The organism is Tessaracoccus terricola, assembly GCF_054776555.1.
In genome coordinates this window covers 534,698-558,203 of sequence record NZ_BAAHBS010000001.1, presented here as the reverse complement: position 1 = coordinate 558,203, position 23,506 = coordinate 534,698, and the positions used below count along the sequence as shown (strand labels likewise).

Below are 23,506 nucleotides of genomic sequence, written 5' to 3'. Positions count from 1 at the left end.
CTTGTTCTCCTTCGAACTTTGCTGGCTCAGAGGTCGGCGCACTCGTTGGTGGCCGAGCCGTGGACTGTGATGGGTAGGCCCCGGTTGGAGGGGTTGACGTTGCCGGAACAGGCGAGGGCGCCGTTGACGGTGGTGTCGGAGACGGTGAGGACCTCCGCCGTACCGGTGAGAACCGTGCCCCCGCTGAGCGAGTTGCCCGCACACAGCGACGGCGTGGCACCGATGCGCACCTCGTCGGCCCCGTTCGTGGCGAGGGAGCCGTTGAGGCTGGACCCGCAGAAGGCGAGGTTGCCGAGGGCCTGCAGCGACCCGCCGATGCTGGAGTCGACGACGAGGAGTTCTGCTCCCGGCTCCACCTTGATGGTGCCCCCGACGGTGGCGTCCACCAGGCAGGTGCGGCCTTCGTCGGCGACGACGCGGTACTGCCCGCCGGTGATGGTGACGTCGCAGTTCGCGAGGTCGGTGGCGGCGTAGTCACCGTAGAGTTCGCCGATGATGGCGCGTTCGATGCCCTCGGGCGAGTCCAGCGGCGAGCTGAGGTTCAGCACGTAGATCAGAGAGCCGTCGAAGCTGCCCTCTCGCATGAAGTCCAGCCCGTCGGTCTGCACCGAGCGGATGTACTCGGGCGTGGGCTGGTGGCCCGGGACGTCGGCCGAGAGCCGCGAGGCGTAGAGCATCCAGATGGCCTCGTGGCTGCGTGTCTGGCTGGCGGCGATCCCTGCTCCGTCGACGGTGGTCCAGGTCGACGGCTCGTCGAAGCTTGCCGCGTCGGCGCTGGTCCCCGAGATGGTCAGATCATCCACCCAGACGTGCCGGGCCCGTTCGACGTCATCGGCGCTGGCACGCAGGCGCACTCCCACCTCCGCGGTGGTCACTTCCGAGAGTGCGTCGCTGAGGTCAGCCTCCACGCCGTGCCAACCCTCGTAGCCACTGACAGGGAACGTGGCCGCGACGTCGCCGTCGACGAGCACGTCGAGTTCGTACTCCCCGGAGGTGTAGGCACCCTTGTGGTGCTCGCCCACGCGGGACCAGGTCCAGGCCTCGGAGTGGCGGTCGTCGAACGAGCCGTCGGTGACGTCTGCGCCCGTGATGGTCACGTCGTCCACCCAGAACTGGCCGCCGAAGTTTCCGACGCCCTTCGGGTTGTGGAAGCGGACGGTGAGCTCGACGGAGTCGGCGTCGCCGACCTGCTCGGTGACGTCAGCGCTCAGGTGGCCGGCGTCGTCGGCACCGCTCATGTCGCGCTGGATGACCAGCTCGCCGTCCACGAGGACCTCGAGCATGTGGTAGCCGGCCTGGACTCGGCGGAAGGAGTCGTCCACCCACAGCGAGAGCTCGTGGGGGCCGTCGTCTGTGATCTCGACCTGCTGGGTGATGGCCACGTGATCGCCGTTGGCGGTGGGGATGTAGCCCTCGAGCGAGAACTCGAAGCAGGCGCCGTCGGGGCAGGTGGCGAGGTAGTTGTCGTTGTTGACCTGCATCTGGAGCTGGTGCGAGGCGCTCGCGTCCACGCTCACCTGCCGGCTGGCGGTTGCGGCATCGTCGAGCTGCGACGGCGTGGCCGCGGCGAACTCCAAGCACGTCTCGTTGGAGACGCAGGAGCTGATGTCGGCGTAGATCTCACCCTCGCTGCGCGCCTTCGAGGGGTCGGCCGTGCCGGGGTCACCGGTGTGCGCGCGGTACGGGAAGACGACGCCGTCGAGGGCGTCCCGGAAGGCGGCGGCCGTCTGGAGGCCCTGGTAGTAGACCACGCCGTAGATCTTGAAGTCCGGGTCGTGCACCCGCGCGGCGGCCGACATCTCGCGGACGTATTCCGGGGTGAAGGCGAAGCTGTAGGGGCTGTTCTCGATCTCGGTGTTGGAGTCGAAGTCGTCGATGAACAGGCCGCCGATGTTGGGGTGGGTGACGGCCAGCTTGGCGAGTTCCTCGGCCCACTTGACGTAGTCCCAGCCGAACGGGCGCAGGCCGGGGACCTGCTCGGGGCGCGGGACCTTGTTGCTGAGGTACCCGATGGACGGCGGCATGATGTAGATGTAGACGTCGATGTCCCGCTCCGCGGCAGCCGCTGCGAAGGCCGGGAAGTCGGCCCACTGCGCACCGGTGATCACGTCGGGTCCGGTCTGGCCGTCACCGTAGTGGGGCAGGCCGGAGATGATGTAGGCGTAGCTGTTGGCGTTGGCCTCCTCGAGGGCGTCGAGGGTGGCCTCGATGTCGACGTGCTTCACACCGTCGGGCATCTCGTCCTGCCACACCGGCGCCGCGAAGTCGGCGAGCATCGTGGCGTGGTTGGGGGTGCCGCCGAAGGGGACCTCCGGTGTGCCCGGTGACTGTTCGGCGCCTGCCTGTTGCGGCAACAGGGTGAGGGTTAGGGCCGCGGCGGCGGCGAGGGCGGGGACTACCTTCTTCCAGCGAAACATCAATGCTCCCTTGCAGATGTGGTCTTTGTGGTCTGGTTCTCGTGGCGGTCAGGGGGTCGGGGAGCTGGCGGGGGCCATCTCGTCGAGAGGCACCCACCGCCCTTGGATTCGTGCCCGCTCGGCCGCGAAGCCGATCAGGTGGCCGTTGATCGAGTCGGACAGGGACGTGGTGGAGATGCTGGGGGCACCCCCGGTGAGGACGTCGACGAAGTCGGCTACGAGTCTGAGGTCTCCGCCCCCGTGCATGTCGTCGCCGTCGACGGTTTTGCGGTGGTGTTCCACGAGGCTGCGCTCGGATCCGCTGCTCGGGATGCGGCGGACGGTGAACTCGCCGCTGTGGAGCTCCCCGAAGAGTTCCCCCTCGGTGCCGACGATGTGCAGGGTGCGGCTCGGTGCTGCGGAGTTGCCGATCATCGAGAGGGAGCCGGTGGCGCCGTCGGCGAACTCCACGGTGACCACCTGGTGGTCCACCAGATCTGTGTCCGTGCGCCACACGCATCGTCCGTACGGGTTGTCCCCGCGCAGGGATTCGAGCTTCTGCTCGCGGGTGGGTTCGGGGCCGAGTTCCTCGATGCTCTGCCAGGCGTAGAAGGGCCACCAGCCGTTGTCGACGTAGTGGCGCTTGGCGGAGTAGGCGCAGCGGGACTCGATCTGGCAGTCCACGAGGCAGCGTTCGCCGGAGCCCTCCGGAGCGTTCTCCTCCCGGAAGAACATCCGGCTGCCGACGCTGGTGGCGCGCACCGGCTGGTTACCGCTGACCAGCCAGGTCATGAGGTCCAGGTCGTGGCAGGACTTGGCCAGCAGCATCGTGGATCCGGAGCGCGAGGAGTTGGAGAAGGAGCCGCGCACGTAGGAGACCGCCATGTGGTCATAGGCGACGTTCTCGGCCATCTGGATGTTGATCACGCGGCCCACCGCCCCACCCAGGAGGACTTCGCGGACTTTTCGGTAGAACGGCGCGTGGCGCAACACATGGCACACGTGGACGAGCCGCTCGGTGCGTCGGGCGGCCTCGGCGAGGACGAACAGGTCCTCGGCGTCGGTGCTGATGGGCTTCTCGAGGAGGACGTCGAACCCCTTGTCGAGCAGCTCCACGGCGGTGGCCACGTGGACGCGGTCCATGGTGCCGTTGATGGCGGCCGAGGCCCACTCCCCCGCCTCCGGCAGTTCGGCGATGGCTGCCCACTGCTGGTCACGGGTGAGCTGGAACTCCTCGGCCGCCTGGCCCCGGCGGATCGGGTCCGGGTCCACCACCCCCACCACGCGCATGCGCTCGGGCGCCTCGTTGGCGTAGCTGCCGTAGATCATGGTGCGGTGGCCGGCCCCCACGAGGATCACGTTCACGGGCTGGGCTGTCATGCGTTGGCTCCTGACTTGCTGGCGAAGAACTCGACGAAGTGCCGCCAGTCCTCGGTGGTGACGTCGTGACCACCGGGACGACGGTGGTAGCCGAGCACCGCTGACGGCTCCGCCGCCCGCACCTGTTCGACGGCGGCCTCCTCCCCCAGTGGGTCCGCGGCGTGGTCGTCCTCGGCGCTGGCGACGTAGACGGGCCGCGGGGCGATCGCGGCCATGAGGCGGGTCTGCGGGTGGAGCGGCTGGGCGCCGGCGCCGACGGTGTCTGCGAAGTTGCGGTTGAACCAGTACGGCCGCACGGTGGCCATCAGTTGCGGGGTCTCCGCCCCGGGGGTCGTGGACAGCGAGGCGCCCATGCAGCCGGAGTTGTTGGAGACCACGCCGTCGAAGGCCTCGTCCTGCGCCGCCGCCCAGAGCGCCGTCTTTCCGAGGCGCGAGTGCCCGAAGAGGATGTGGTGGCCACCGAGGCCCTCCGCTGCCAGGACCTCGCGGATGCGCTGCAGGTACCAGGCCCACATCCCGATGCCACCCCACCGGGAGGGGTCGGGCTGGAGCAGCGGGAAGAGGCCGGTGCCGTGCAGTTCCGCGCTGTCGGGACCCAATTGCAGGTAGCAGGCCGTGGCCAGCCCGAACCCGCGCCGCAGCAACAGTTCCACGGCCCAGCGGGACCCGTACGAGCCGCGCGGCTGTGGGTCCGGGGTGTGGGCGTCGTAGTGGATCGGTTCCTGCTCCGGGCCGGGGAGTTCGACGGCAGGGTCGGTGGAGATCGTGTGGTTCCCGCGGAAGTTCATCCCGACGAACATCGGGACCCGAGGGTTGCCGGCCGGGTGGATGGCAGTGAGCAGGGCCCGGTGGGAACCGAGGTCGCTGCTCGTCTCGAGGACCAGGTTGTGGGCAGTTCCCATCTCCTTCCATCCCGTGGCGGTGCGGTGCGCGAGCACCGAGACCTCGGCGGGCACGGCCGGGCCCTCGCCGAAGACGGCGCGAGAGAAATCGGCTACGAGGGCCGATCGTCCTTGGTTGTCCACGGTGCGCTTCCTTGCGTCGGATCTGGGGGTTCTGCGTCGAACTTCGGCCAACGCTAAGTGACGGAAGCCAATCTTGCAACCGGTTGCGAGAAATCGGTCAGGAACCTACTCTGGAGACAGTCGGACGTCAGAGAGGACACCATGACTGCCCCCACCCCGATCGATCCCAACGCGCTCTGGAACGCCCTGAGCCGAAGGGAACGCCTTGCCAGACTGCTGTTGCTGCGTTCGGCGATCACCCCGGCCGGTGAGCTGACCGACGACACCCGGGCAGCCGTGCTGGCCGGGGTGGGCGCCTTCCACGGCCCTCCGATGTTGGAGCAGGACGTGGCCGTCGGGCCGACCGTCGCGAAGGCCTTCAACAACTCGCTGCGGGGCCTCGGCATCGAGGCGCACGGGCTGTCCGCCCTGATCGGAGCCAACGCCGAATGCGGCCTGTCCTACACCACTCGCCGAGGGGGCACCGATGTGCCCTACCCGGCCGCGCTGGGACTGGCGGAGCCGGCGCTCAGCGAGGACGTGGGGCGCGTCGTCGGCTCGGAGTTCGCGGCGGCCGGGTACTCGTGGGCGTTCCAGCCCGTGGTGGACGTGCGCACCACCACCAAGGATCCCGTCATCGGTGTGCGCGCCTTCGGGGACGACCCAGCCGTCGTCGCGGCCCACGGGGCCGCCTACGTCCGCGGCATGCAGTCCGCCGGCATCCTTGCCACGGCCAAACACTTCCCGGGGCACGGGGACGCGGAAGTTGACTCACATCTGGGCCTGCCCGTTGTCCAGCGCACTGCGCATGCCCACGAAGAGGTCCACCTGGCACCGTTCCGCGCGGTGGTGGAGGCCGGCGTCGCCACCATCATGACGGCTCACCTGACACTGCCGCAGCTCGGGATCCACGAGATCGCCACCTTCTCCCGGGCGGTGTGCACTGACCTGATCCGGAACGAGTTGGCGTTCGACGGGTTGTTGGTGACCGACTCCCTACGGATGGCTGCCGTGGCGGCCGACCACTCCTACGCAGACGCCTACATCGCTTCCCTCCACGCCGGGTGCGACCTCATGAACGTCCGCTGCTGGCCGGATGAGGTCCCGGCCCTCCTCGACGAGCTCGAGAACAGGCTCGAAGCCGGGCTGGTGGACGAGGAAGCGCTGTTCGTCGCCTTCAGCCGCGTGGTGGCGGCGAACAACCGTGTCAGCCTGCCCGAGGCGCCCGCACCTTCGGAGACCACCGCCGCATTCACCGATCCCCGCCTGGCGGAACTCCTCGTCGTCGACGATCCCTCCCGGATGCTGCCCCTGCGGGTCGCTCACGACGGCACCCTGGGCGTCCTGGTGGACTCGCCGCGGGGGACGGACGCACCACCACTGACGCTCATGGAGACGATTGAGCGGATCACCGGGTGCACCACCCGACGGATAACCACCGACGACCTGGGTGACGTGGATGCAGTGTTGGCCGTCAGCTACGGCCAGACCGGACCCACTGACTCGGAGAAGGACTGGTTCGCTGCGGCCGCCGCCTCCCCAACCCCCGCGGCGGCGCTGATCGCGGGGCCGCGTCTGGAACACGCCCCGACGGCCCTCCCGACGGTGGCAATCCCGGCCATCGACGTCTTCGGTCTCGGGTCGACGGCTGCGCTGAACTTGGCCCTGCCTGCACTGGTGAGCACCTGATCTCACGGCCGGCGGAATTCGATGGCCGGGTCTCTCGGTTACGACTGGCTTCGACACGGGCTGCTCGCAGAGCTCGCCGGCCCGGCTCAACCAGCGGGATGACCCCCTCGCTCAAGCGGGACGGCCGCCCCTTCTCAAGCGGGGTGGCCGCCCTCGCTCAACCGGCGGGATGGCTCCGCCGCCCACGCGGGGTCTGCCTCGTCCTGGCCCCAGCGGCGGCCGCCCAGCCAGGCGAGCAGCATGATGCAGACCACGAGCACCTCCAGCACCAGCAGGTAGGTGGGCCACGGTGGGAGGAGGTCCAGCACCGTCGCGAACTCGGGCTTGCCGTTGATGTAGAGGTAGTTGCTGCCAACGGCCCAGTTGATGACGAACACCACCAAGGCGTAGACGTGCAGGATCCCCAGGCAGCGCAGCACCCACATGAAGGTGGGCCGGATCTGCTCGACGAACACCAGCCACGTCGGCACCACCACCAGCAGGCCGTGCGCGATCGCCGACTGCCACACCCTGTAGTGTGGGAACCCGAACGGCGCCACCTCGGGCGTCAACAGCGCCTGCAACGCGCCGCCCACACCCAGCAACCAGGACAGGTTCACCAGTGTCACCGAGCGCGTCAGGACCGCGAACACCGTCACCACGCCCATCACTGAGCACAGGTGCAGCGGCAACATCAGCTCCACCGTCCACAGCCCCACGGCGACGTTCCACACCTGCCAGCCGATGATGTTGATGCCCATCACCACAGCCGCTCCGATCCGCACCCGCCGCCGGGCAGCCTCACCCAGCCGTCGCCCCCAGACCACCGATCCGACGGCCATGCCGAACACCACCGCCAGCATCGTCAGGTGCTGCCAGCTGAACAGCCTGAAGGGGTCGCCGGACCAGGTTGCGGCGAACAACTCCTCCATCGGCACTCCTCGGGTGGGTCAGTTGACGGTGTTGCCGGTGCCCTCGTCGTCGACCTCCGGGTGGCCCGCACTGAAGGTGACGGTGTTCTGGTTACCGCTGATGTCGATCTCGGAGCTGATCTGGTCTGCCTCCACCACGTTGGCGTCGCCCTCGATGTCGACGCTGTTCAGGGATCCCGCCGCAACGGTGTTGCCGTCGCCGTCGATCTTGAGGTCGTCCGCGGCCTCCAGGGTCACGGTGGCGCCGCCGGCGTTGACCTCCACGTCGTCGCACTCACCCGTGACGGTGACGACGGCAGCGGCGTCCACCTTCAGGTCGCCCGGGCCCTCGCAGAGTACGCTGACAGGTTCGACGGCGGTGATCCGGTACTCCTCGTCGGCGGAGATGGTGACCTGCTGCACGGGCGGGTCGACCGGTGGCGGGCTGGCGGAGGGTTCGCCGTCGCCACCCTGACCCTCGGGGGTCGACTCGCGCGGCGAAATGGGGGGTTCGTCGGGGTCGACGGTGACGGCCGGCGTCACCGACGGCGTCACGGCAACGGGTGTGCCGCTGTTGGGGAACGGGTCGGCCGGGCCGTTGTCCGTGCAGGCGCCCAGCAGCAGCAGCCCTGCGGCAGCCGCAGCCGTCAGCCACCCACGGTGTGCGTTGATCATCGACCCTCCTGACCGAAACGATACGTGCTGGCCCGACGGCCCGCCCGAAGCAGCCCCTTCCCGCGTTCGCGGGGGTAACATTCGACGCTGCGAGGAAGGCACTTCATGATCGAGATCCTGACACCTGCGCAGGTCAAGCGCGCCCGCGTCACCGGCGCCCTGGTGGCCGACATCCTGCAGGCGATGAAGCAGCGCAGCACCGTCGGCACCAACCTGCTGGAGATCGACGCCTGGACCAAGGAGATGATCGAGGCCGCGGGCGCCGAGTCGTGCTACGTGGACTACGCACCATCGTTCGGCCGCGGACCCTTCGGCCACTACATCTGCACCGGCGTCAACGACGCCGTCCTGCACGGCCTCCCACACGACTACGCCCTCCGCGACGGCGACCTCCTCACCCTGGACCTCGCCGTCATCAAGGACGGCGTGGCGGCCGACGCGGCCATCAGCTTCATCGTCGGGCAGCCGCGCTCGGCCGACGACGTCGCGCTGATCGATGCCACGGAGCGCGCGCTGGCCGCCGCCATCGCCGTCGCCCGTCCGTTGGCCAAGACCGGGGACCTCGGCCACGCCATCGGCAACGTCCTGCAGGGCGCCGGCTACAAGGTCAACACCGAGTTCGGCGGCCACGGGATCGGCACGACGATGCACCAGGACCCGCACATCCCCAACGCCGGCCAACCCGGCCGCGGCTACCGGATCCGCCCCGGCCTGATGCTGGCCATCGAGCCATGGGTGATGCAGGACACGGACGAACTGGTGGTGGACGACGACGGCTGGACCCTCCGCAGCGCCACCGGCTGCCGCACCGCCCACAGCGAGCACACCGTCGCCATCACCGCCCGGGGAGCCGAGATCCTCACCCTGCCCAGCGATTCCTGACCGGCCGGGAACTTCGCCACCGCTTCGTCACCTTGCTTCCGCTGTAGCGGTGGCGAACTGACCAAGCGGTGGCGAACCCGCCGGGAAGCCCTTGCGGCTGACCGCGGCGGTGGGCAAGACTGCCGAAAACGTCGAAGGGATCAGCATGTCCGAGACTGACGAAACACTGGCGGGTATGGGCGCGATCGTCGCCGACGGCGGCACCGGGTTCCGCGTGTGGGCCCCCAACGCGGACTCCGTCGCCGTGATCGGTGAGTTCAACGACTGGGACGCTGCGACCCATCCCCTCGAACAGGAGGGCGACGGCTACTGGTACGGCTTCGTCGACGGCGCCCGCCCCGGCCAGGGATACAAGTTCCGCATCACCAACGGCGAGTTCACCGCGGACCGGATCGACCCGTATGCCATGGCCGTCACCAACTCCGTCGGCCACGGCCTCATCCACGACCACTCCGACTACGACTGGGAGGACGACTCCGCCGACTGCCCGCCCCACCACGAGCTGGTCATCTACGAGATGCACGTGGGCACCTTCTTCCGCGACGACTCGCAGGAGCAGGTGGGCGGCTTCGACGACGTCGCCTCGAACCTGGACCACCTGGTCGAGCTGGGCGTCAACGCCATCCAGGTGATGCCCATCGCCGAGTTCGCAGGGGACCTGTCCTGGGGCTACAACCCGGCCCACATCTTCGCCGTCGAGTCCGCCTACGGTGGCCCCGACGGCTTCAAGGACCTCGTCAAGCAGGCCCATCGGCGCGGGCTCGCAGTGATCCTCGACGTCGTCTACAACCACTTCGGCCCCTCGGACCTGGACCTGTGGCAGTTCGACGGCTGGAGCGAGAACGACAAGGGCGGCATCTACTTCTACAACGACCACCGCTCCGCCACCCCCTGGGGCGACACCCGCCCCGACTACGGCCGGGAGCCCGTGCGCCGGTTCATCCGCGACAACGCCCTGATGTGGCTGCGCGACTACCACGTCGACGGCCTGCGCCTGGACATGACCCCCTACATGCGCTCGGTGGACGGCTCCGGGTTCGAGCTGACCGACGGCTGGAGCCTGATGCGCTGGATCACCGAATCGGTCCGCAGCGAGTTCCCCGGCCGCATCACCATCGCCGAGGACCTCCACGGCCACGACCGCGTCGTCGGACTGGAGGAATGGGGCGCCGGCTTCCACGCCCAGTGGGACGCCGAGTTCGTCCACCCCGTCCGCGAGGCCCTCACCACGATGCGCGACGAGCACCGCTCCCTGGCCGCCGTCCGTGCCGCAATCGAGCACAGCTACGACGGCGACCCAATCCGTCGCGTCGTCTACACCGAGTCCCACGACGAGGTGGCCAACGGCTCCGCCCGCGTCCCGTACGAGATCGACGAGGTGGACGCGGAGGGCTACCACGCCAAGAAGCGCTCCACCATCGGCGGCGCGCTGGTGATGACCAGCCCCGGCATCCCGATGATCTTCCAGGGCCAGGAGGTGCTGGAGGGCGGCTGGTTCGCCGACGACGACCCCCTGGACTGGGAGCGCAACGCCCGCTTCGAGGGCATCGAGCTGCTGTACCAGAACCTGATCGACCTGCGTCTCAACCGCCACGGCACCACCCGCGGCCTCACCGGGCGCGGCCTGAACGTGTTCCACGTCAACGACGACGACAACGTGATGGGCTTCCACCGCTGGTTCGACGGCGGCCCGGGCGACGACGTCGTCGTGGTGGTGAACCTGTCCAACCGCAGCTTCGAGGGCTACCGCATGGGCATGCCCGCCGAGGGGCTGTGGAAGCTCCGGTTCAACAGCGACGCCAAGGCCTACAGCCCGCTGTTCGGGGACTTCGACAGCTTCGACGTCACCGCCTTCCACGAGGACGACGACCACCTCCCGGCCCACGCGAACATCGACATCGGCCCCTACTCGGTGCTCATTTACAGCCAGGACGCCTGACCACAGCGCCCAGCGCCGCGGCCTGTGACAGGCTGGGGCATGGCACAAACGCGCAATCCCCTCGACATCCTGTTCATCGGCGGCAGCGGCACCATCTCGCACGCCTCCGTCGAGCGCGCCGTTCGGCTGGGGCACCGGGTGAGCGTCCTGAACCGGGGCCGCTCCACCAGGCACCCGCTGCCGGACGAGGCGGAATCACTCACGGCTGACATCACCGACGACGAAGCCGTCGACACAGCACTGGCCGGGCGCGAGTTCGACGTCGTTGCACAGTTCCTCGGCTTCACGCCGGACCTGGTGGAGCGGGACCTGGATCGGTTCCGCGGCCGGACGGGCCAGTACGTGTTCATCTCGTCGGCGTCGGCCTACCAGAAGCCGCCGGCGCGGCTGCCGGTGACGGAGTCGACGCCGCTGCGCAACCCGTTCTGGCAGTACTCACGCGACAAGATCGCCTGCGAGGACATCCTGGTGCGGGCGTACCGCGAGGACGCGTTCCCGGCGACGATCGTGCGCCCCTCCCACACCTACGACCACACGACGCTGCTCACCATGGGTGGCTGGACCGACGTGGCGCGGCTGCGGGCGGGACGGCCCGTGGTGGTGCCCGGCGACGGGACGTCGCTGTGGACGGTGACGCACACCGACGACTTCGCCGTCGGCCTCGTCGGCCTCCTGGGCAACCCGCTCGCCGTGGGGGATGCGTTCCAGATCATGGGTGAGCATGCCCCCACCTGGGACCAGATCTACACCTGGCTGGCGCATGCCGCGGGGGTCGAGGACCCGGAGCTGGTGCACGTCGCGTCGGAGACGATCGCCCGGGCGCTGCCCGACATCGGCCCGGGACTGCTCGGCGACAAGTCCCACTCGATGGTCTTCGACTGCTCCAAGCTGCGTGCCCTGGTGCCCGAGTTCGACCCGCGCACCACCTACGACGAGGCGGTCCACGAGCAGATCGCCTGGTTCGACGCCAACCCGGAGGCCCAGCGCCTCGAGGCAGATCTCGACGCCGGCTTCGACCGGCTCGTCGCGCATGCGAGATCGATCTGACAAGGCCCTGCACCCGGATCTCGGGATCGCGGCCCTTCCCCGTGACACGATGGAGAGCCGAACCACACGCAACGGAGAGGCCACGATGAGCACCCCCAAGGGGCCGCAGGGACACCACCCGAACCATCCGCACGGCCGGCCACCGCACCCGCCACACGGAGGTTGGGAGCAGCCCCAGTTCGACGCCGGGCAGCAGCCGTCCCAGTACGGTCAGGACTTCCCCCAGAGCGGCTACGGCGGCCAACTACCGCCCCAGCCCTACAGCGAACAGGGCTACGGCGTGTACCAACCGGCTCCCACACCGCCGGGCGGCTACGGCCGGGGCATCAGCAGGCGCGCGGGCGTGGTCGTCGGGATCGTCGCGGCGGCCATTTCGATCCTCGTCCTCATCGCCGTGGTCACGTTGGTGCTGGTCCGCGGCTGAACCGAACCAGGGGCCGGAGCCCGCCCCGCCGGGCCGGAAACCGCAGGTCGGGGAACTCCCCAGAACCCCGCCGGGACCCGATTAATTCCCGATCGGGCAATCATTTCGCTGCTCGGCGAACAGGGCCGTTTTCCCTGTTCAGCGCCCCCTTTCCTCCCGTAGCGTCCGTGCTCTGCCAGATGGGCAGGACACCGAGTTCCAGAGAAGAGGGAAGGGCAATGAGCCACAGGCTTCGCGCTGCGATCGCAGCCACCACCGCCGCACTACTGGGGCTCACGGCCTGCAGCGGCGCATCCCCCGGCAGCGGCGACGACGCCGCCTCCGAGACGCTGGCCATCGTCGGGTTCGCCGTCCCGGAGGCCGCGAACAAGGCAATCGGCGAGGCGTTCAACGAGACCGAGGCGGGTGCCGGCGTGCAGTTCCGCACCTCGTACGGGGCCTCGGGAGACCAGAGCCGCTCCGTCGTGGCGGGACTGGATGCCGACTACGTCCACTTCTCCGTCGCCTCCGACGTGACCCGCCTCGTCGACGAGGGTCTCGTCGCCGAGGACTGGGACCAGGGTGAGAACAAGGGCGTCGTGTCATCGTCGGTGGTGGTCTTCGGCGTCCGCGACGGCAACCCGAAGAACATCCAGACCTGGGAGGACCTCCTCGAGCCCGGCGTCGAGATCGTCACCCCCAACCCGGCCTCCTCCGGCGCGGCCCGCTGGAACGCGCTGGCCGCGTGGGGACAGGTGGTCGAGAACGGCGGCACCGAGGAGGAGGCCGCCGAGTACCTCGACGCGTTCTTCGCCAACGTGGTCTCGCTGCCCAACAGCGGCCGCGACGCCACCACCGGCTTCCTCGCAGGCACCGGCGACGTGCTGATGGCCTACGAGAACGAGGCCATCCTCGCCGCGCAGAACGGGCAGGGCTTCGAATACGTCATCCCCGAGACCACACTGCTGATCGAGAACCCGGGTGCCGTACTGATCGACGCCACCCCCGTCGCCGCCGACTGGCTCGAGTTCGTCCTCAGCGACGCCGGCCAGACCGAGTTCGCACTCAAGGGCTTCCGCCCCATCCGCGACGACGTCGACTACGGCGGCACCGTCGAGGGCGCGGCCGACCCGTCGAACCCTTATCCCCAGGTGCCGAACCTGCTCACGGTGGCCGACGACTTCGTCGACTGGCCCACCCTGACGGAGAAGTTCTTCGCCGAGGACGGCGGCATCGTCATCGAGGCCATCGCGAAGTCCGGGAAAGCCACCCAGTGACCGCAGCGACCATCGCCAAGCCCAGGCGGTCGACCCTCACCCGGTCGGCCGGCCTGGGCCTCGGCGTGGCCATGATCTGGTTCAGCCTGCTGGTGCTGATCCCGCTGCTGGCCATCCTCGTCACCGCCAGCCAGGGTGGCTGGCCCGCGTTCTGGGCCGCCATCACCAACGAGCAGACCGCCGCCGCCATCCGGCTGACCGTCACCCACGCGTTCCTCGTCACCGCCGTCAACGTGGTGATGGGCACCGTGATCGCCTGGGTGCTGGTGCGTGACCGGTTCTGGGGCAAGTCGGTCCTCGAAGTGCTGATCGACATCCCGTTCGCGCTCCCCACCATCGTCGCCGGCCTGGTGCTGCTTTCGCTTTACGGCAGCGACGGCCCGTTCGGGATCTCGGTGGCCAACCGTGCGTCGGCGGTGTTCTTGGCGTTCCTGTTCGTGACCCTGCCGTTCGTGGTGCGGGCCGTGCAGCCGGTGCTGGAGGAGATCGAGGTGGAGGTGGAGGAGGCCGCCATCTCACTGGGCGCGAGCCGCTTCACCGTGCTGCGCCGCATCCTGCTGCCCAGCCTGGCGCCCGCGATCATGGCCGGCGCCACGCTCTCGTTCGCCCGCGCCATGGGCGAGTACGGCTCGCTCGTGCTGCTCTCGGGCAACCTGCCGTTCCAGACCGAGGTCACCTCCGTGCGGATGCTCGGCAGCATCGAGAACGACAACCTCCCCGGCGCCGCCGCCATCGCCGCGGTGCTGCTGGTGATCGCCCTCACGGTGATCGTGGCCCTCGACATCATCCAGCGGAAGGTATCCGGCCGTGACAAGCACTGACACCGCCGACGTCCTCGAGGCCACCGACGTCGCCCCCGCCGCCCCCGATGCCGCCGACGCCCAGCGTCGGTTGCGACGCCCCGCGCGCGGGAACCCCGGCAAGCACTCCGTCGTCCACGGCAACCGCGGGCCCCTGCGCTACGTGCTGCGCGCCTTGGTGGTGTTCTACCTGTTCATGCTGGTGGCCTGGCCCGTCTCGCTGGTGGCGATCAACACCTTCGCCGACGGCCCCGACGTCCTACTGGGCGTGCTGGCAGACCCGGACATCGCCGTCGCCCTCCGCCTCACCGTGGTGGTGGCGCTGGTGGCGGTGCTGGTCAACACCGTGTTCGGGGTGGGGGTCTCGCTGCTGCTGGTGCGCTACGAGTTCCCCGGCAAGCGGGTCCTAAGCGCCCTGATCGACCTGCCGCTGTCAGTCTCGCCCGTCGTGGTGGGGCTGGCGCTGGTGCTGGTCTACGGCGGCCGCTCCGGCTGGTTCGGCCCGGCCCTCGAGGGCGCCGGCATCCAGGTGATCTTCGCCACCCCCGGCATCATCCTGGCGACGGCGTTCGTCGCGCTGCCGCTGGTGATCCGCGAGGTGGTGCCGGTGCTGGAGGAGATCGGCACCGAGCAGGAGCAGGCCGCGCAGAGCCTCGGCGCCGGGCCGCTGCAGACGTTCCGCCGCATCACGCTGCCCGCCATCAAGTGGGGCGTGGTGTACGGCGTCGTCCTCTCGCTGGCCCGCTCGCTGGGCGAGTTCGGGGCCGTGAAGGTGGTCTCGGGCAACATCCTGGGCTCCACGCGCACCGCCACCCTCGTCGTCGAGGAGCAGTACCTGAACTTCAACCAGCCCGGCGCCTACGCCGTCGCGTTCCTGCTGGCCATGGTGTCGGTGGCCTGCATCATCGTCGTGGCCGCCATCCGCCCGAGGGGCAACCGATGAACACCCGCACGAGCAATCAAGGAAGGAGCCCGCGATGAGCATCGAGGTCAAGGGCATCAACAAGCGCTTCGGGGACTTCGTGGCGCTGGACGACGTCAACGTCTCCATCCCGGCCGGGCAGCTGACCGCGCTGCTGGGGCCAAGCGGCGGCGGCAAGTCCACGCTGCTGCGCATCATCGCCGGCCTGGAGGGCTGCGATTCGGGCAGCATCGAGATCGAGGGCGTGGAGGCGACGACGTTGCCGGCCCAGAAGCGCAACGTCGGGTTCGTGTTCCAGCACTACGCCGCGTTCAAGCACATGACGGTGGCCAAGAACGTCGCGTTCGGGCTGGAGATCCGCAAGCGCCCCAAGGACGAGATCCGTGCCCGCGTGGACGAGATGCTGGATCTGGTGCACCTGCGCCAGTTCGCGCACCGGCTGCCATCGCAGCTCTCCGGCGGTCAGCGGCAGCGCATGGCGCTGGCGCGCGCGCTGGCGATCGAGCCGAACGTGCTGCTGCTGGACGAGCCGTTCGGTGCGCTGGACGCGAAGGTCCGCAAGGAACTGCGCGACTGGCTGCGACGCCTCCACGACGAGGTCCACGTGACTACGGTGTTCGTCACCCATGACCAGGAGGAGGCGCTCGAGGTGGCCGACGAGATCGTCGTGATCAACGAGGGTCGCGTGGAGCAGATCGGCAGCCCCGACGAGCTCTACGACTCCCCGGCCAACGACTTCGTGATGAGCTTCCTCGGCCCCGTCACCAGGCTGGACGGCCAACTGGTGCGGCCCCACGACGTCGAGGTGGACACCGCCCACACCCCCGGCGCCATCGCAGGCACCGTGCAGCGGGCACTGCGGGTGGGTTTCGAGGTGCGCCTGAGCGTCCTCACCGACGGCGGCGAGTCCGTCGTCGCGACGATGACCCGCGCCGCCGCCCGCAGCCTGGACCTGGCCGAGGGTGCCCGCGTGTGGCTGCGCTCCGACTGCCTGGCACCGGAGGTCCCCGAGCCGCTGGCCGGTTGAGGAGACGTCAGGACCCGTCCGGACAGGTCAGCCGATGGTGTTGCCGGTTCCCTCGTCCTCGATCTTCGGCGAACCGTCGCTGAAGCTGACGGTGTTGTCATTTCCCTCGACCTCGATGTCTGAGCGGATCTGGGTGGCTGTGACGACGTTCTCGTTGCCCTTGATGTCCACGTCCGCCACGGCGCCGATGGTGACAATGTTGCCGTTGCCCTCGATGTCCAGATCCTCCGAGGCCTCGATCTCCAGGACGGCACCGTCTGCGCGCACCTCGATGTCGTCACAGTTGGCACCAGTGATGGTGACGACGGCTGCGGCGTGCACCTTGACGTCTCCCCGGCCGACGCACTCAACGGTGACAGGCTGAGCGGCATCCGTGATGCGGTACTCCTCATCGTCGCCCACCCGGACGACGGCGCCGGGTCCGGAGGTGATCTCGGTGTCAGCGGTCTCATTGGGAGCTGCCTGAGTGGCCCCTCCGTCGGTGGTCTCCTCAGGGGAGAGGGTCGGGGCAGGGTTAGGTGGCCCGTCGGATTCTGGCGAGGAGCACGCCCCCAGTAACGCCAGGGCGGCCGCAGCCAGAGCCGGGATGATGAGACGCGCGTACTGGTTCACAGGGATCCTCCATCGGGCAATGTTCCCCGAGGCTACCGGTCCAGGAGTGCACGTCCTGGTCGATGATCCAAACAGCTGCGCAGCTTCCGCGGCGCAGGACTGGCGCGTCACTAGTTATCAAGGAGGCTGATCGGTTCAGCGCAGGGTCTGCGCCTTGTGGGCCTCGAGGACTTGGGGCAACTCCGCCTCAAGGGTGTCAATGAGGGCCAGGAGCGGCTCGGCAAGCTTGGCCCCAAGCGGCGTCAGGGCGTAGTCCACATGGGGAGGGATCCCGCTTCGGACGGTGCGATGGACCATGCCGTCGTGCTCGAGTTGGGAAAGCGTCTGGGACAGCATTCGGTCGCTGATGCCGTCGATCCGGCGCCGGATCTCCCCAAAGCGGAGGGCGCCGTCGCCAAGCCTCAGGGCCGCGATGGCCAGTACCCCCCAGCGCCCAGTGAGGTGCTGCAGAACCTGGCGGGAGGGGCAGCCGCGCGCAAAAACGTCGGCCTCGAACGGCTCGACGGGCGCCTCCTCGGGAACTGACATACCCCACACCCTACCTCCCGTGAGTGCTTACTTAAAGTTGGCGCTTACGAATAATTAGTGCAAGACTGGGCGCACATCACCTACCAAGGAGCACCACAATGCGCATCGCAGTAACCGGAGCAACGGGCCAGCTGGGCGGCCACATCATCGATTCCCTCCTCACCCGTGGCATCGCCCCGGCCGACGTCGTCGCCGTCGTCCGCAACGAGGCCAAAGCCGCCCCGCTGGCCGAGAAGGGGATCGACGTCCGCGTGGCCGACTACGCCGACGAGGCCGCGCTCACCAAGGCACTCCACGGCGTGGACCGCCTGGTGCTCGTCTCCGGCAGTGAGGTGGGCCAGCGCCTGGCGCAGCACACCAACATCATCAACGCCGCCAAGGCTGCAGGGGTGAAGTTCATCGCCTACACCAGCCTGCTGAACCTGGACACCTCCGAGCTCGGTCTGGCCCCCGAGCACAAGGGCACCGAGCAGCTGCTGGCCGAAAGCGGCATCGAGCACGCACTGCTGCGCAACGGCTGGTACTGGGAGAACTACGCCTCGGGCATCGAATCGGGCAAGGCTGCCGGCAAGTTCTTCGGCGCCGCTGGCGAGGCCAAGGTCTCCGGCGCCGCCCGTCGTGACTACGCAGAGGCCGCCGCCGTCGTCATCACCGGCGAGGCCCACGCGGGCAAGACCTACGAGCTGGCAGGCGCACCCGCGCTCACCTACCAAGGCATCGCCGACGCGATCGGCAAGGTCATCGGCTCCGAGGTCACCTACGTGAACCAGACCGCGGACGAGTACCGCGCCACGTTGGAGGGCTTCGGCCTGCCTGCCGAGGTGGCGGCCATGTTCGCCGGCATGGACCCGGTCATCGCCGGCGGAGCCCTTTACAACGAGAGCACGGACCTGCAGGACCTGATCGGTCGGCCGTCAACGCCGGCCGCCGAGGCCCTGTCCGCCTGACACTCGCAACACCGGAGGGTGTGACAACAGCACGCGACGCGCCGAGGGGGCTGCTCTGGAGGGCGCCCACCCCGGCGTGGCGCGTGCGCTGGTCACGCCGCGCCAGGGGTCAGTCCTCGCCCTTGCCGGACTCGATGCCCGCGGAGATGAGGTTCATCACGGAGGCGTCGGCCAGCGTCGTGACGTCGCCGAGCTGACGGTTCTCCGCGACGTCGCGCAGCAGGCGGCGCATGATCTTGCCGGAGCGCGTCTTGGGCAGTTCCGGCACCACCATGATCTTCTTCGGCTTGGCGATGTTGCCGATCTCGTGGGCCACGTGGCCACGCAGCTCCGCCACCAGGTCCGCGCCCTCGCCCTCCTCGTCTGCCTCGTGGATGGCGTCCTGGCGCAGGATGACGAACGCGCAGATCGCCTGGCCGGTGACGTCGTCGGACGCGGCCACGACGGCCGCCTCGGCCACCTTCTCGTGCGAGACGAGGGCGGACTCGACCTCGGCGGTTGACAGCCGGTGCCCGGAGACGTTCATGACGTCGTCGATGCGGCCGGAGATCCAGATGTTGCCGTCCTCGTCGAGGCGGGCGCCGTCGCCGGCGAAGTAGATGCCCGGGAAACGGCTCCAGTAGCCGTCCTTGAAGCGCTGCGGGTCACCCCAGATGCCGCGCAGCATCGACGGCCACGGTTCGGTGACCACCAGGTAGCCGGCGGAGCCACGCTCGACGGGGCGGCCCTCATCGTCCACCACGACTGCGCTGATGCCCGGGATCGCGTGTTGCGCCGAACCGGGACGGGCGGCGGTGACGCCGGGGACGGGGGTGATCATGATGGCGCCGGTCTCGGTCTGCCACCAGGTGTCGACGACGGGGGTCTCGCCGCCGCCGATGACGTCGCGGTACCAGATCCAGGCCTCCGGGTTGATGGGCTCGCCGACGGAGCCGAGGAGGCGCAGGGAGGTGAGGTCGAACTGGTCGGGGATGTCGCGTCCCCACTTCATGAACGTGCGGATCGCCGTCGGGGCGGTGTAGAGGATGGAGACCTTGTGCTCCTGCACGATCTCCCAGAAGCGGCCCTTGTGCGGCTGGTCCGGGGTGCCCTCGTAGATCACCTGGGTGGCGCCCAGCGTCATGGGGCCGTAGACGGTGTAGGAGTGGCCGGTTACCCAGCCGATGTCCGCGGTGCACCAGTAGACGTCGGTCTCCGGGTGGATGTCGTGGACGACGTGGCTGGTGAACGCGGCCTGCGTCAGGTAGCCGCCGGTTGTGTGCAGGATGCCCTTGGGCTTCCCGGTGGTGCCGGAGGTGTAGAGGATGTAGAGCGGGTGCTCGGAGTCGAAGGACTCGGGCTGGTGGTTCGGCTCGGCGGCTGCCAGGGCGTCGTGCCACCAGTGGTCGCGGCCCTCCACCCAACCGATGTCCTGCTTGGTGCGCTGCACCACGAGCACATTCTCGACGGTGGACTCGCCCGAGGCGAGCGCCTCGTCGACCACCGGCTTCAGCGCGTACGGGGCACCCTTGCGGTAGAGGCCGTCACCGGTGATGACCAGCTTGGCGCCCACGTCGTCGATGCGGGTGCGCAGCGCCTCCGCGGAGAAGCCGCCGAACACGACGGAGTGGGGTGCGCCGATGCGGGCGCAGGCAAGCATGGCCACCACGGCGTCGGGGGTGTTGGGCATGTAGATGGCGACGGTGTCGCCGGCCTTGAGGCCCAGGTCCAGCAGGGCGTTGGCGGCGCGCTGCACCCGCTCGTGCATGTCTGCGTAGGTGACGGCCTCGTGGTCGCCGGGCTCGCCGACGAAGTGGAAGGCCACGCGGTCACCGATGCCGGCCTCGACGTGGCGGTCGACGGCGTTGTAGCAGGCGTTCAGCTTGCCCCCGACGAACCACTTCGCGAACGGGGCGTCGGACCAGTCGAGCACCTCCTCGAAGTCCTTGTCCCACTTCACGTACTTGCGGGCCTGCTCGGCCCAGAAAGCGAGGCGGTCCTCGCCCGCGCTGTCGAAGAGCTCCTGCGTGCCGTTGGCGGCTGCCGCGAACTCGGGGCTGGGTGGGAAGGTCCGCTCCTCGACGAGGACGGCGGTATCGGCTGCCTGCTCAGACATCGGTGTCTCCTGTTGCGAATCAACTCGGGCCCAAATCGAAAGTCACGCACGGCCGACCGGCTGGGCCCGGCACTGGAAAGCCATGCGCGGGCAACCGGCACCAACTCTGGCCACGAACCGGACTACCCGCACCCAACCAAACCACAACAGGGGGCCCGGGGCGAGAGGTTGCTACACAAGTGAACAGTGATTCCTGCCCAAGTGCGCAGTGGGGCGATCAGCCTCGCGCAGTCCGACGGTGTGGGCGCGGCCGGTGTGAGCGCGGCGGCCTACACGCCGGGGTGGCCCGAAGGTGGCACACCGGGGTGGCTGACGGCGTTGGCAAGGCAGGGTGGCCCAACAGCGTGGCAGCGGCGAGGCGGCCGCGGCGGCATGGAGGCGTCCTGGTGGCCCGCAGGCGCTCTCCCCCACACGCCACGACCCGACCCGCCGAAAGGATCGGTCGAGGAGGTGGCGGGCCACCTTCCCAGCGATTCTGCTCGGCGGGTCGGGTCGGGTTGAGGGGTGGGGTCAGAGGTCGTTGCGCTCGTCGTCGGTGACGCCGGAGGGGGTCTCGTTCTCGACGGGCTCCTCGTGGAGGTCCTGACCACCCACGACGTCGGTGACGTCCTCCTGCGCGGCCGTCTGCTCGTCGTCGGTGCTGGAGCTCCAAGACTCGCGGCCACGCTCGGACAGGTCACGGAAGCCCTTGGCGAGGTCCTCGACGAACTTGTTCAGCTTGTCGGAGAGCTGCTCCAGGAACTCCTTGGCGCCGGGGTCCTTGTCCTGGTCGGGGTGGGTCTCGGCGTACTGCTGCTTCTGCTCCTCGTAGAAGGCTTTGGCCTTGTCACCGACGAGTCCGGCGAACCCGGCAGCGGCATAGCCGGCGTCCTGGGCGAACTTTCGGGCGGCCTCGCCGAACTTCTCGGCCTGCTGCTTGGCGTCCTCGCCGAGCGCCTCGAGCTGCTCCTTGGCCTTGTCCGACTGGGCCTGCTTGTCCTCGGCTGACTTGGTGGCGTTGGTGTCGAACCAACTACCTGGCTTCGGGTTGTCGTTCATGTCTGCGACTCCTGTTCCGGCCGCGCGGTTGCTCACGGCCAATCTCCAGTCTTGTCCGGGAGAGGGTCACGGGCAATGGTTGTCGTCCCTGAATGCTCCCTGAGCCGCGCCACGGTTGAGCCCTCCCGTGCTTCGGCGCCGTCCACCACGGCATGCCCGGGCCATCTCCCTGCTTTCGGCACATCGTCCCCGCGCAGCAAGCGCTTACCGTGACCACGAGTGGATCGAGTGCTCTGAAATCCGAGCAATCTCCCCAGAGGCACCGATCAAGATGCTCAGGCGCGGATCGCCCCGTTGGCCGGCGAGAGAGCCGACGACACCGGCAGGGGCATCCGGAATGCCCTTGCGGGCCAAGCCCCCGCACCGGACAGGGCGTTCCTGAACTACCTCGAAATGCGGCGAGCACTGCCGGTGCTCTGATTTCAGAGCACTCGATCGACCTGGACGGCAGGTAACCGGTCACAACCGCGACACAGTGCGACACCAGCAGGGAACAGCCAACCCAACGACCCACGGACGTGCGGAGGCACAGGACGCGACTGCAGCATTGCGGCCGGCGGTCAGGCGTCGGCGAGGAGCGCTTCGACCACCCGGGCAACCCCGTCCTCGGTGTTCGCGGGCGCGATCCCGTCCGCGGCCTCCTTGACGACGACGTCGGCGTCGGCCATCGCGAGGCCCCGGCCCGCCCAGCGCAACATCTCCACGTCGTTGCGCGCATCCCCGAAGGCGAGCACCTCGTCGGCGGCGATGCCCAGGTGGCTGCACAACTGCGCGAGCCCCCACGCCTTGTTCACCCCCGCCGCCATCACCTCGACGAACGGGGCGCCGGAGGTGGTGGCCTCGAATCCCGCACCGTCCAGCTCCTCCACCAAAGCCAGCACCTCCCCCGCGGACACGGTGGGGTGGCGCAGCACCAGCTTGAGGCTGGGCTCGGCGAGGACGTCGTCCAGATGGACGCCGCCCATGGTGGAAGGGTCGCGTCGATGGTCGGTGAAAGTGGCCAGAGCCGCGTACCCCTCCTGCGCGACGAACCGCTCGCCCGCGTCGCGGATGCTCACGTGCAGCAGGCCGGGGATGCGCTCGGCGAGGTCGGCCACGAGACGAGTCTGGACGTCGACCGGCAGTGCGCGCTCGAACAGCAACTCCCCCGTCGCCAGATGGATACCGAACGCCGCGTTGCCGCACAGCGCCCACTCCTCGAACCCCGCCTCCTGCGCGATCAGCCGCAGCCCGATCGGCTGCCGAGCCGTCACCGGCACCACGACGATGCCCGCCGCCCGCGCCGCGTCCAACGCCGCGCGGGTGCGGGGAGAAACGGACGTGTCCGGCTGCAGCAGCGTGCCGTCCAGGTCCGTGGCGATCAGTCGGGGGAGGGTCATTCATTGCTCCTTCGGGCGATTTCGACACGGGCAACTCGCAGGGCTCGCCGGCCCGGCTCAACCAGCGACCTCACAGGCGGGTGATCCCGATCGCCTCGGTCAGCAGGACGCCGTCGCGGTAGGGCAGGACGGCGTGGAACTGGCAGGGGTCGTCGTCGAATACCAGCGGCAGGAAGTGACGGTCTCCCTCCCACATGGGGAGTTCCCCCAGCCGCTCGATCGGCACCCAGGACAGGGGGCCGTCGTCGTTGCGCGCGGGGGGTTCACCCTCGAACCCGTCCACGACGAACACCAGCCCGAACCAGTCGGAGCCGTCGGACCCGAACCCGGGCCAGGCGATGGTGCCGCGCAGCGTCAGGGACGTGGCGACGATGCCGGCCTCCTCCAGGATCTCCCGCCGCAGGCACGCCACGGCGTCCTCACCGGGTTCCAGCTTCCCGCCCAGGCCGTTGTACTTGCCCTGGTGGTCGTCACCGTCACGCTGCCGGTGGACGAGCAGCACCTCGTCGCCCCGGCGGACGTAGCCGAGGGTGCCGATGATGGCCTTCATCGGCATGTCAACACACCCTTCGAGAC

21 protein-coding genes are annotated in these 23,506 nt (G+C 69.0%); 10 read left to right on the top strand and 11 right to left on the bottom strand.

The window, feature by feature from the left end; translation table 11 throughout:
- Positions 1-26 precede the first annotated feature (26 nt).
- Genes ACYU7G_RS02445 through ACYU7G_RS02435 form a run of 3 tightly spaced genes read right to left on the bottom strand, consistent with a single transcriptional unit; the run spans position 27 to position 4,801 of the window.
- Positions 27-2,417: a hypothetical protein gene (locus ACYU7G_RS02445; RefSeq protein ID WP_461104401.1), complete on the bottom strand. Its 2,391-nt coding sequence runs from the start codon at positions 2,415-2,417 to the stop codon at positions 27-29.
- A 48-nt stretch (positions 2,418-2,465) separates the two neighbouring features.
- A complete protein-coding gene (locus tag ACYU7G_RS02440) occupies positions 2,466-3,776 on the bottom strand; it encodes a Gfo/Idh/MocA family protein (RefSeq protein ID WP_461104399.1) in 1,311 nt (436 codons plus the stop codon).
- Positions 3,773-4,801 (bottom strand): glucuronyl esterase domain-containing protein, encoded by a 1,029-nt coding sequence (locus tag ACYU7G_RS02435; RefSeq protein ID WP_461104397.1) that lies wholly within the window; start codon positions 4,799-4,801, stop codon positions 3,773-3,775. Before ACYU7G_RS02435 ends, ACYU7G_RS02440 begins: the two co-directional genes overlap by 4 nt.
- A 141-nt stretch (positions 4,802-4,942) precedes the next feature.
- Between ACYU7G_RS02435 and ACYU7G_RS02430 the strand changes: the two genes are divergently transcribed.
- Positions 4,943-6,469, top strand: coding sequence for a glycoside hydrolase family 3 protein (locus tag ACYU7G_RS02430; protein WP_461104395.1), 1,527 nt, complete (start codon positions 4,943-4,945; stop codon positions 6,467-6,469).
- 134 nt (positions 6,470-6,603) lie between these two features.
- Here ACYU7G_RS02430 and ACYU7G_RS02425 read toward each other — a convergent pair whose 3' ends face one another.
- Together ACYU7G_RS02425 and ACYU7G_RS02420 are read right to left on the bottom strand one after the other, a co-directional pair.
- Positions 6,604-7,380 carry a YwaF family protein gene (locus ACYU7G_RS02425; protein ID WP_461104393.1) on the bottom strand — a complete coding sequence of 259 codons (777 nt, stop codon included), beginning with the start codon at positions 7,378-7,380 and terminating at the stop codon, positions 6,604-6,606.
- Positions 7,381-7,398: 18 nt separating this feature from the next.
- A complete protein-coding gene (locus ACYU7G_RS02420) occupies positions 7,399-8,034 on the bottom strand; it encodes a DUF3060 domain-containing protein (protein ID WP_461104391.1) in 636 nt (211 codons plus the stop codon).
- A 105-nt stretch (positions 8,035-8,139) separates the two neighbouring features.
- Here ACYU7G_RS02420 and map point away from each other — a divergent pair, with 105 nt between their 5' ends.
- From map to ACYU7G_RS02380, 8 genes are all read left to right on the top strand, one after another.
- Positions 8,140-8,916, top strand: coding sequence for a type I methionyl aminopeptidase (gene map / locus ACYU7G_RS02415; protein ID WP_461104389.1), 777 nt, complete (start codon positions 8,140-8,142; stop codon positions 8,914-8,916).
- Between the two features lie 145 nt (positions 8,917-9,061).
- On the top strand, positions 9,062-10,855 hold the full coding sequence (locus ACYU7G_RS02410; protein WP_461104387.1) for an alpha-amylase family glycosyl hydrolase: 1,794 nt from the start codon (positions 9,062-9,064) through the stop codon (positions 10,853-10,855).
- 39 nt (positions 10,856-10,894) lie between these two features.
- Positions 10,895-11,902: an NAD-dependent epimerase/dehydratase family protein gene (locus tag ACYU7G_RS02405; RefSeq protein WP_461104385.1), complete on the top strand. Its 1,008-nt coding sequence runs from the start codon at positions 10,895-10,897 to the stop codon at positions 11,900-11,902.
- Positions 11,903-11,987: 85 nt separating this feature from the next.
- Entirely contained in the window at positions 11,988-12,326 is a 339-nt protein-coding gene (locus tag ACYU7G_RS02400) for a hypothetical protein (RefSeq protein ID WP_461104383.1), read from the top strand.
- A 218-nt stretch (positions 12,327-12,544) separates the two neighbouring features.
- On the top strand, positions 12,545-13,582 hold the full coding sequence (locus ACYU7G_RS02395) for a sulfate ABC transporter substrate-binding protein (RefSeq protein WP_461104382.1): 1,038 nt from the start codon (positions 12,545-12,547) through the stop codon (positions 13,580-13,582).
- Complete coding sequence (cysT, locus tag ACYU7G_RS02390) at positions 13,579-14,403, top strand: sulfate ABC transporter permease subunit CysT (protein WP_461104380.1); 825 nt, start codon at positions 13,579-13,581, stop codon at positions 14,401-14,403. Before ACYU7G_RS02395 ends, cysT begins: the two co-directional genes overlap by 4 nt.
- Complete coding sequence (locus tag ACYU7G_RS02385; protein WP_461104378.1) at positions 14,390-15,325, top strand: sulfate ABC transporter permease; 936 nt, start codon at positions 14,390-14,392, stop codon at positions 15,323-15,325. Before cysT ends, ACYU7G_RS02385 begins: the two co-directional genes overlap by 14 nt.
- 34 nt (positions 15,326-15,359) lie before the next feature.
- Positions 15,360-16,331 (top strand): sulfate/molybdate ABC transporter ATP-binding protein, encoded by a 972-nt coding sequence (locus ACYU7G_RS02380; RefSeq protein WP_461104376.1) that lies wholly within the window; start codon positions 15,360-15,362, stop codon positions 16,329-16,331.
- A 27-nt stretch (positions 16,332-16,358) separates the two neighbouring features.
- Here ACYU7G_RS02380 and ACYU7G_RS02375 read toward each other — a convergent pair whose 3' ends face one another.
- Complete coding sequence (locus ACYU7G_RS02375; protein ID WP_461104374.1) at positions 16,359-16,943, bottom strand: DUF3060 domain-containing protein; 585 nt, start codon at positions 16,941-16,943, stop codon at positions 16,359-16,361.
- Between the two features lie 135 nt (positions 16,944-17,078).
- Positions 17,079-17,471: a winged helix-turn-helix transcriptional regulator gene (locus tag ACYU7G_RS02370; RefSeq protein WP_461104372.1), complete on the bottom strand. Its 393-nt coding sequence runs from the start codon at positions 17,469-17,471 to the stop codon at positions 17,079-17,081.
- A gap of 98 nt (positions 17,472-17,569) precedes the next feature.
- Here ACYU7G_RS02370 and ACYU7G_RS02365 point away from each other — a divergent pair, with 98 nt between their 5' ends.
- Positions 17,570-18,418: an SDR family oxidoreductase gene (locus ACYU7G_RS02365; protein WP_461104370.1), complete on the top strand. Its 849-nt coding sequence runs from the start codon at positions 17,570-17,572 to the stop codon at positions 18,416-18,418.
- Positions 18,419-18,527: 109 nt separating this feature from the next.
- Here ACYU7G_RS02365 and acs read toward each other — a convergent pair whose 3' ends face one another.
- From acs to ACYU7G_RS02345, 4 genes are all read right to left on the bottom strand, one after another.
- Complete coding sequence (gene acs / locus ACYU7G_RS02360) at positions 18,528-20,513, bottom strand: acetate--CoA ligase (RefSeq protein ID WP_461104368.1); 1,986 nt, start codon at positions 20,511-20,513, stop codon at positions 18,528-18,530.
- Between the two features lie 510 nt (positions 20,514-21,023).
- Complete coding sequence (locus tag ACYU7G_RS02355; RefSeq protein ID WP_461104366.1) at positions 21,024-21,551, bottom strand: hypothetical protein; 528 nt, start codon at positions 21,549-21,551, stop codon at positions 21,024-21,026.
- 560 nt (positions 21,552-22,111) lie between these two features.
- Positions 22,112-22,930, bottom strand: a complete 819-nt coding sequence (locus ACYU7G_RS02350) for a Cof-type HAD-IIB family hydrolase (protein ID WP_461104364.1) — start codon at positions 22,928-22,930, stop codon at positions 22,112-22,114.
- A 70-nt stretch (positions 22,931-23,000) separates the two neighbouring features.
- On the bottom strand, positions 23,001-23,480 hold the full coding sequence (locus ACYU7G_RS02345; RefSeq protein ID WP_461105132.1) for an NUDIX hydrolase: 480 nt from the start codon (positions 23,478-23,480) through the stop codon (positions 23,001-23,003).
- Positions 23,481-23,506 lie beyond the last annotated feature (26 nt).

Bases quoted from the DNA above. Each gene is read 5' to 3' on its own strand.
- ACYU7G_RS02445 (WP_461104401.1), bottom strand. From the start codon at position 2,417: ATGTTTCGCTGGAAGAAGGTAGTCCCCGCCCTCGCCGCCGCCGCGGCC.
- ACYU7G_RS02440 (WP_461104399.1), bottom strand. From the start codon at position 3,776: ATGACAGCCCAGCCCGTGAACGTGATCCTCGTGGGGGCCGGCCACCGC.
- ACYU7G_RS02430 (WP_461104395.1), top strand. From the start codon at position 4,943: ATGACTGCCCCCACCCCGATCGATCCCAACGCGCTCTGGAACGCCCTG.
- ACYU7G_RS02425 (WP_461104393.1), bottom strand. From the start codon at position 7,380: ATGGAGGAGTTGTTCGCCGCAACCTGGTCCGGCGACCCCTTCAGGCTG.
- ACYU7G_RS02420 (WP_461104391.1), bottom strand. From the start codon at position 8,034: ATGATCAACGCACACCGTGGGTGGCTGACGGCTGCGGCTGCCGCAGGG.
- map (WP_461104389.1), top strand. From the start codon at position 8,140: ATGATCGAGATCCTGACACCTGCGCAGGTCAAGCGCGCCCGCGTCACC.
- ACYU7G_RS02410 (WP_461104387.1), top strand. From the start codon at position 9,062: ATGTCCGAGACTGACGAAACACTGGCGGGTATGGGCGCGATCGTCGCC.
- ACYU7G_RS02405 (WP_461104385.1), top strand. From the start codon at position 10,895: ATGGCACAAACGCGCAATCCCCTCGACATCCTGTTCATCGGCGGCAGC.
- ACYU7G_RS02400 (WP_461104383.1), top strand. From the start codon at position 11,988: ATGAGCACCCCCAAGGGGCCGCAGGGACACCACCCGAACCATCCGCAC.
- ACYU7G_RS02395 (WP_461104382.1), top strand. From the start codon at position 12,545: ATGAGCCACAGGCTTCGCGCTGCGATCGCAGCCACCACCGCCGCACTA.
- ACYU7G_RS02380 (WP_461104376.1), top strand. From the start codon at position 15,360: ATGAGCATCGAGGTCAAGGGCATCAACAAGCGCTTCGGGGACTTCGTG.
- ACYU7G_RS02370 (WP_461104372.1), bottom strand. From the start codon at position 17,471: ATGTCAGTTCCCGAGGAGGCGCCCGTCGAGCCGTTCGAGGCCGACGTT.
- ACYU7G_RS02365 (WP_461104370.1), top strand. From the start codon at position 17,570: ATGCGCATCGCAGTAACCGGAGCAACGGGCCAGCTGGGCGGCCACATC.
- acs (WP_461104368.1), bottom strand. From the start codon at position 20,513: ATGTCTGAGCAGGCAGCCGATACCGCCGTCCTCGTCGAGGAGCGGACC.
- ACYU7G_RS02355 (WP_461104366.1), bottom strand. From the start codon at position 21,551: ATGAACGACAACCCGAAGCCAGGTAGTTGGTTCGACACCAACGCCACC.
- ACYU7G_RS02350 (WP_461104364.1), bottom strand. From the start codon at position 22,930: ATGACCCTCCCCCGACTGATCGCCACGGACCTGGACGGCACGCTGCTG.
- ACYU7G_RS02345 (WP_461105132.1), bottom strand. From the start codon at position 23,480: ATGAAGGCCATCATCGGCACCCTCGGCTACGTCCGCCGGGGCGACGAG.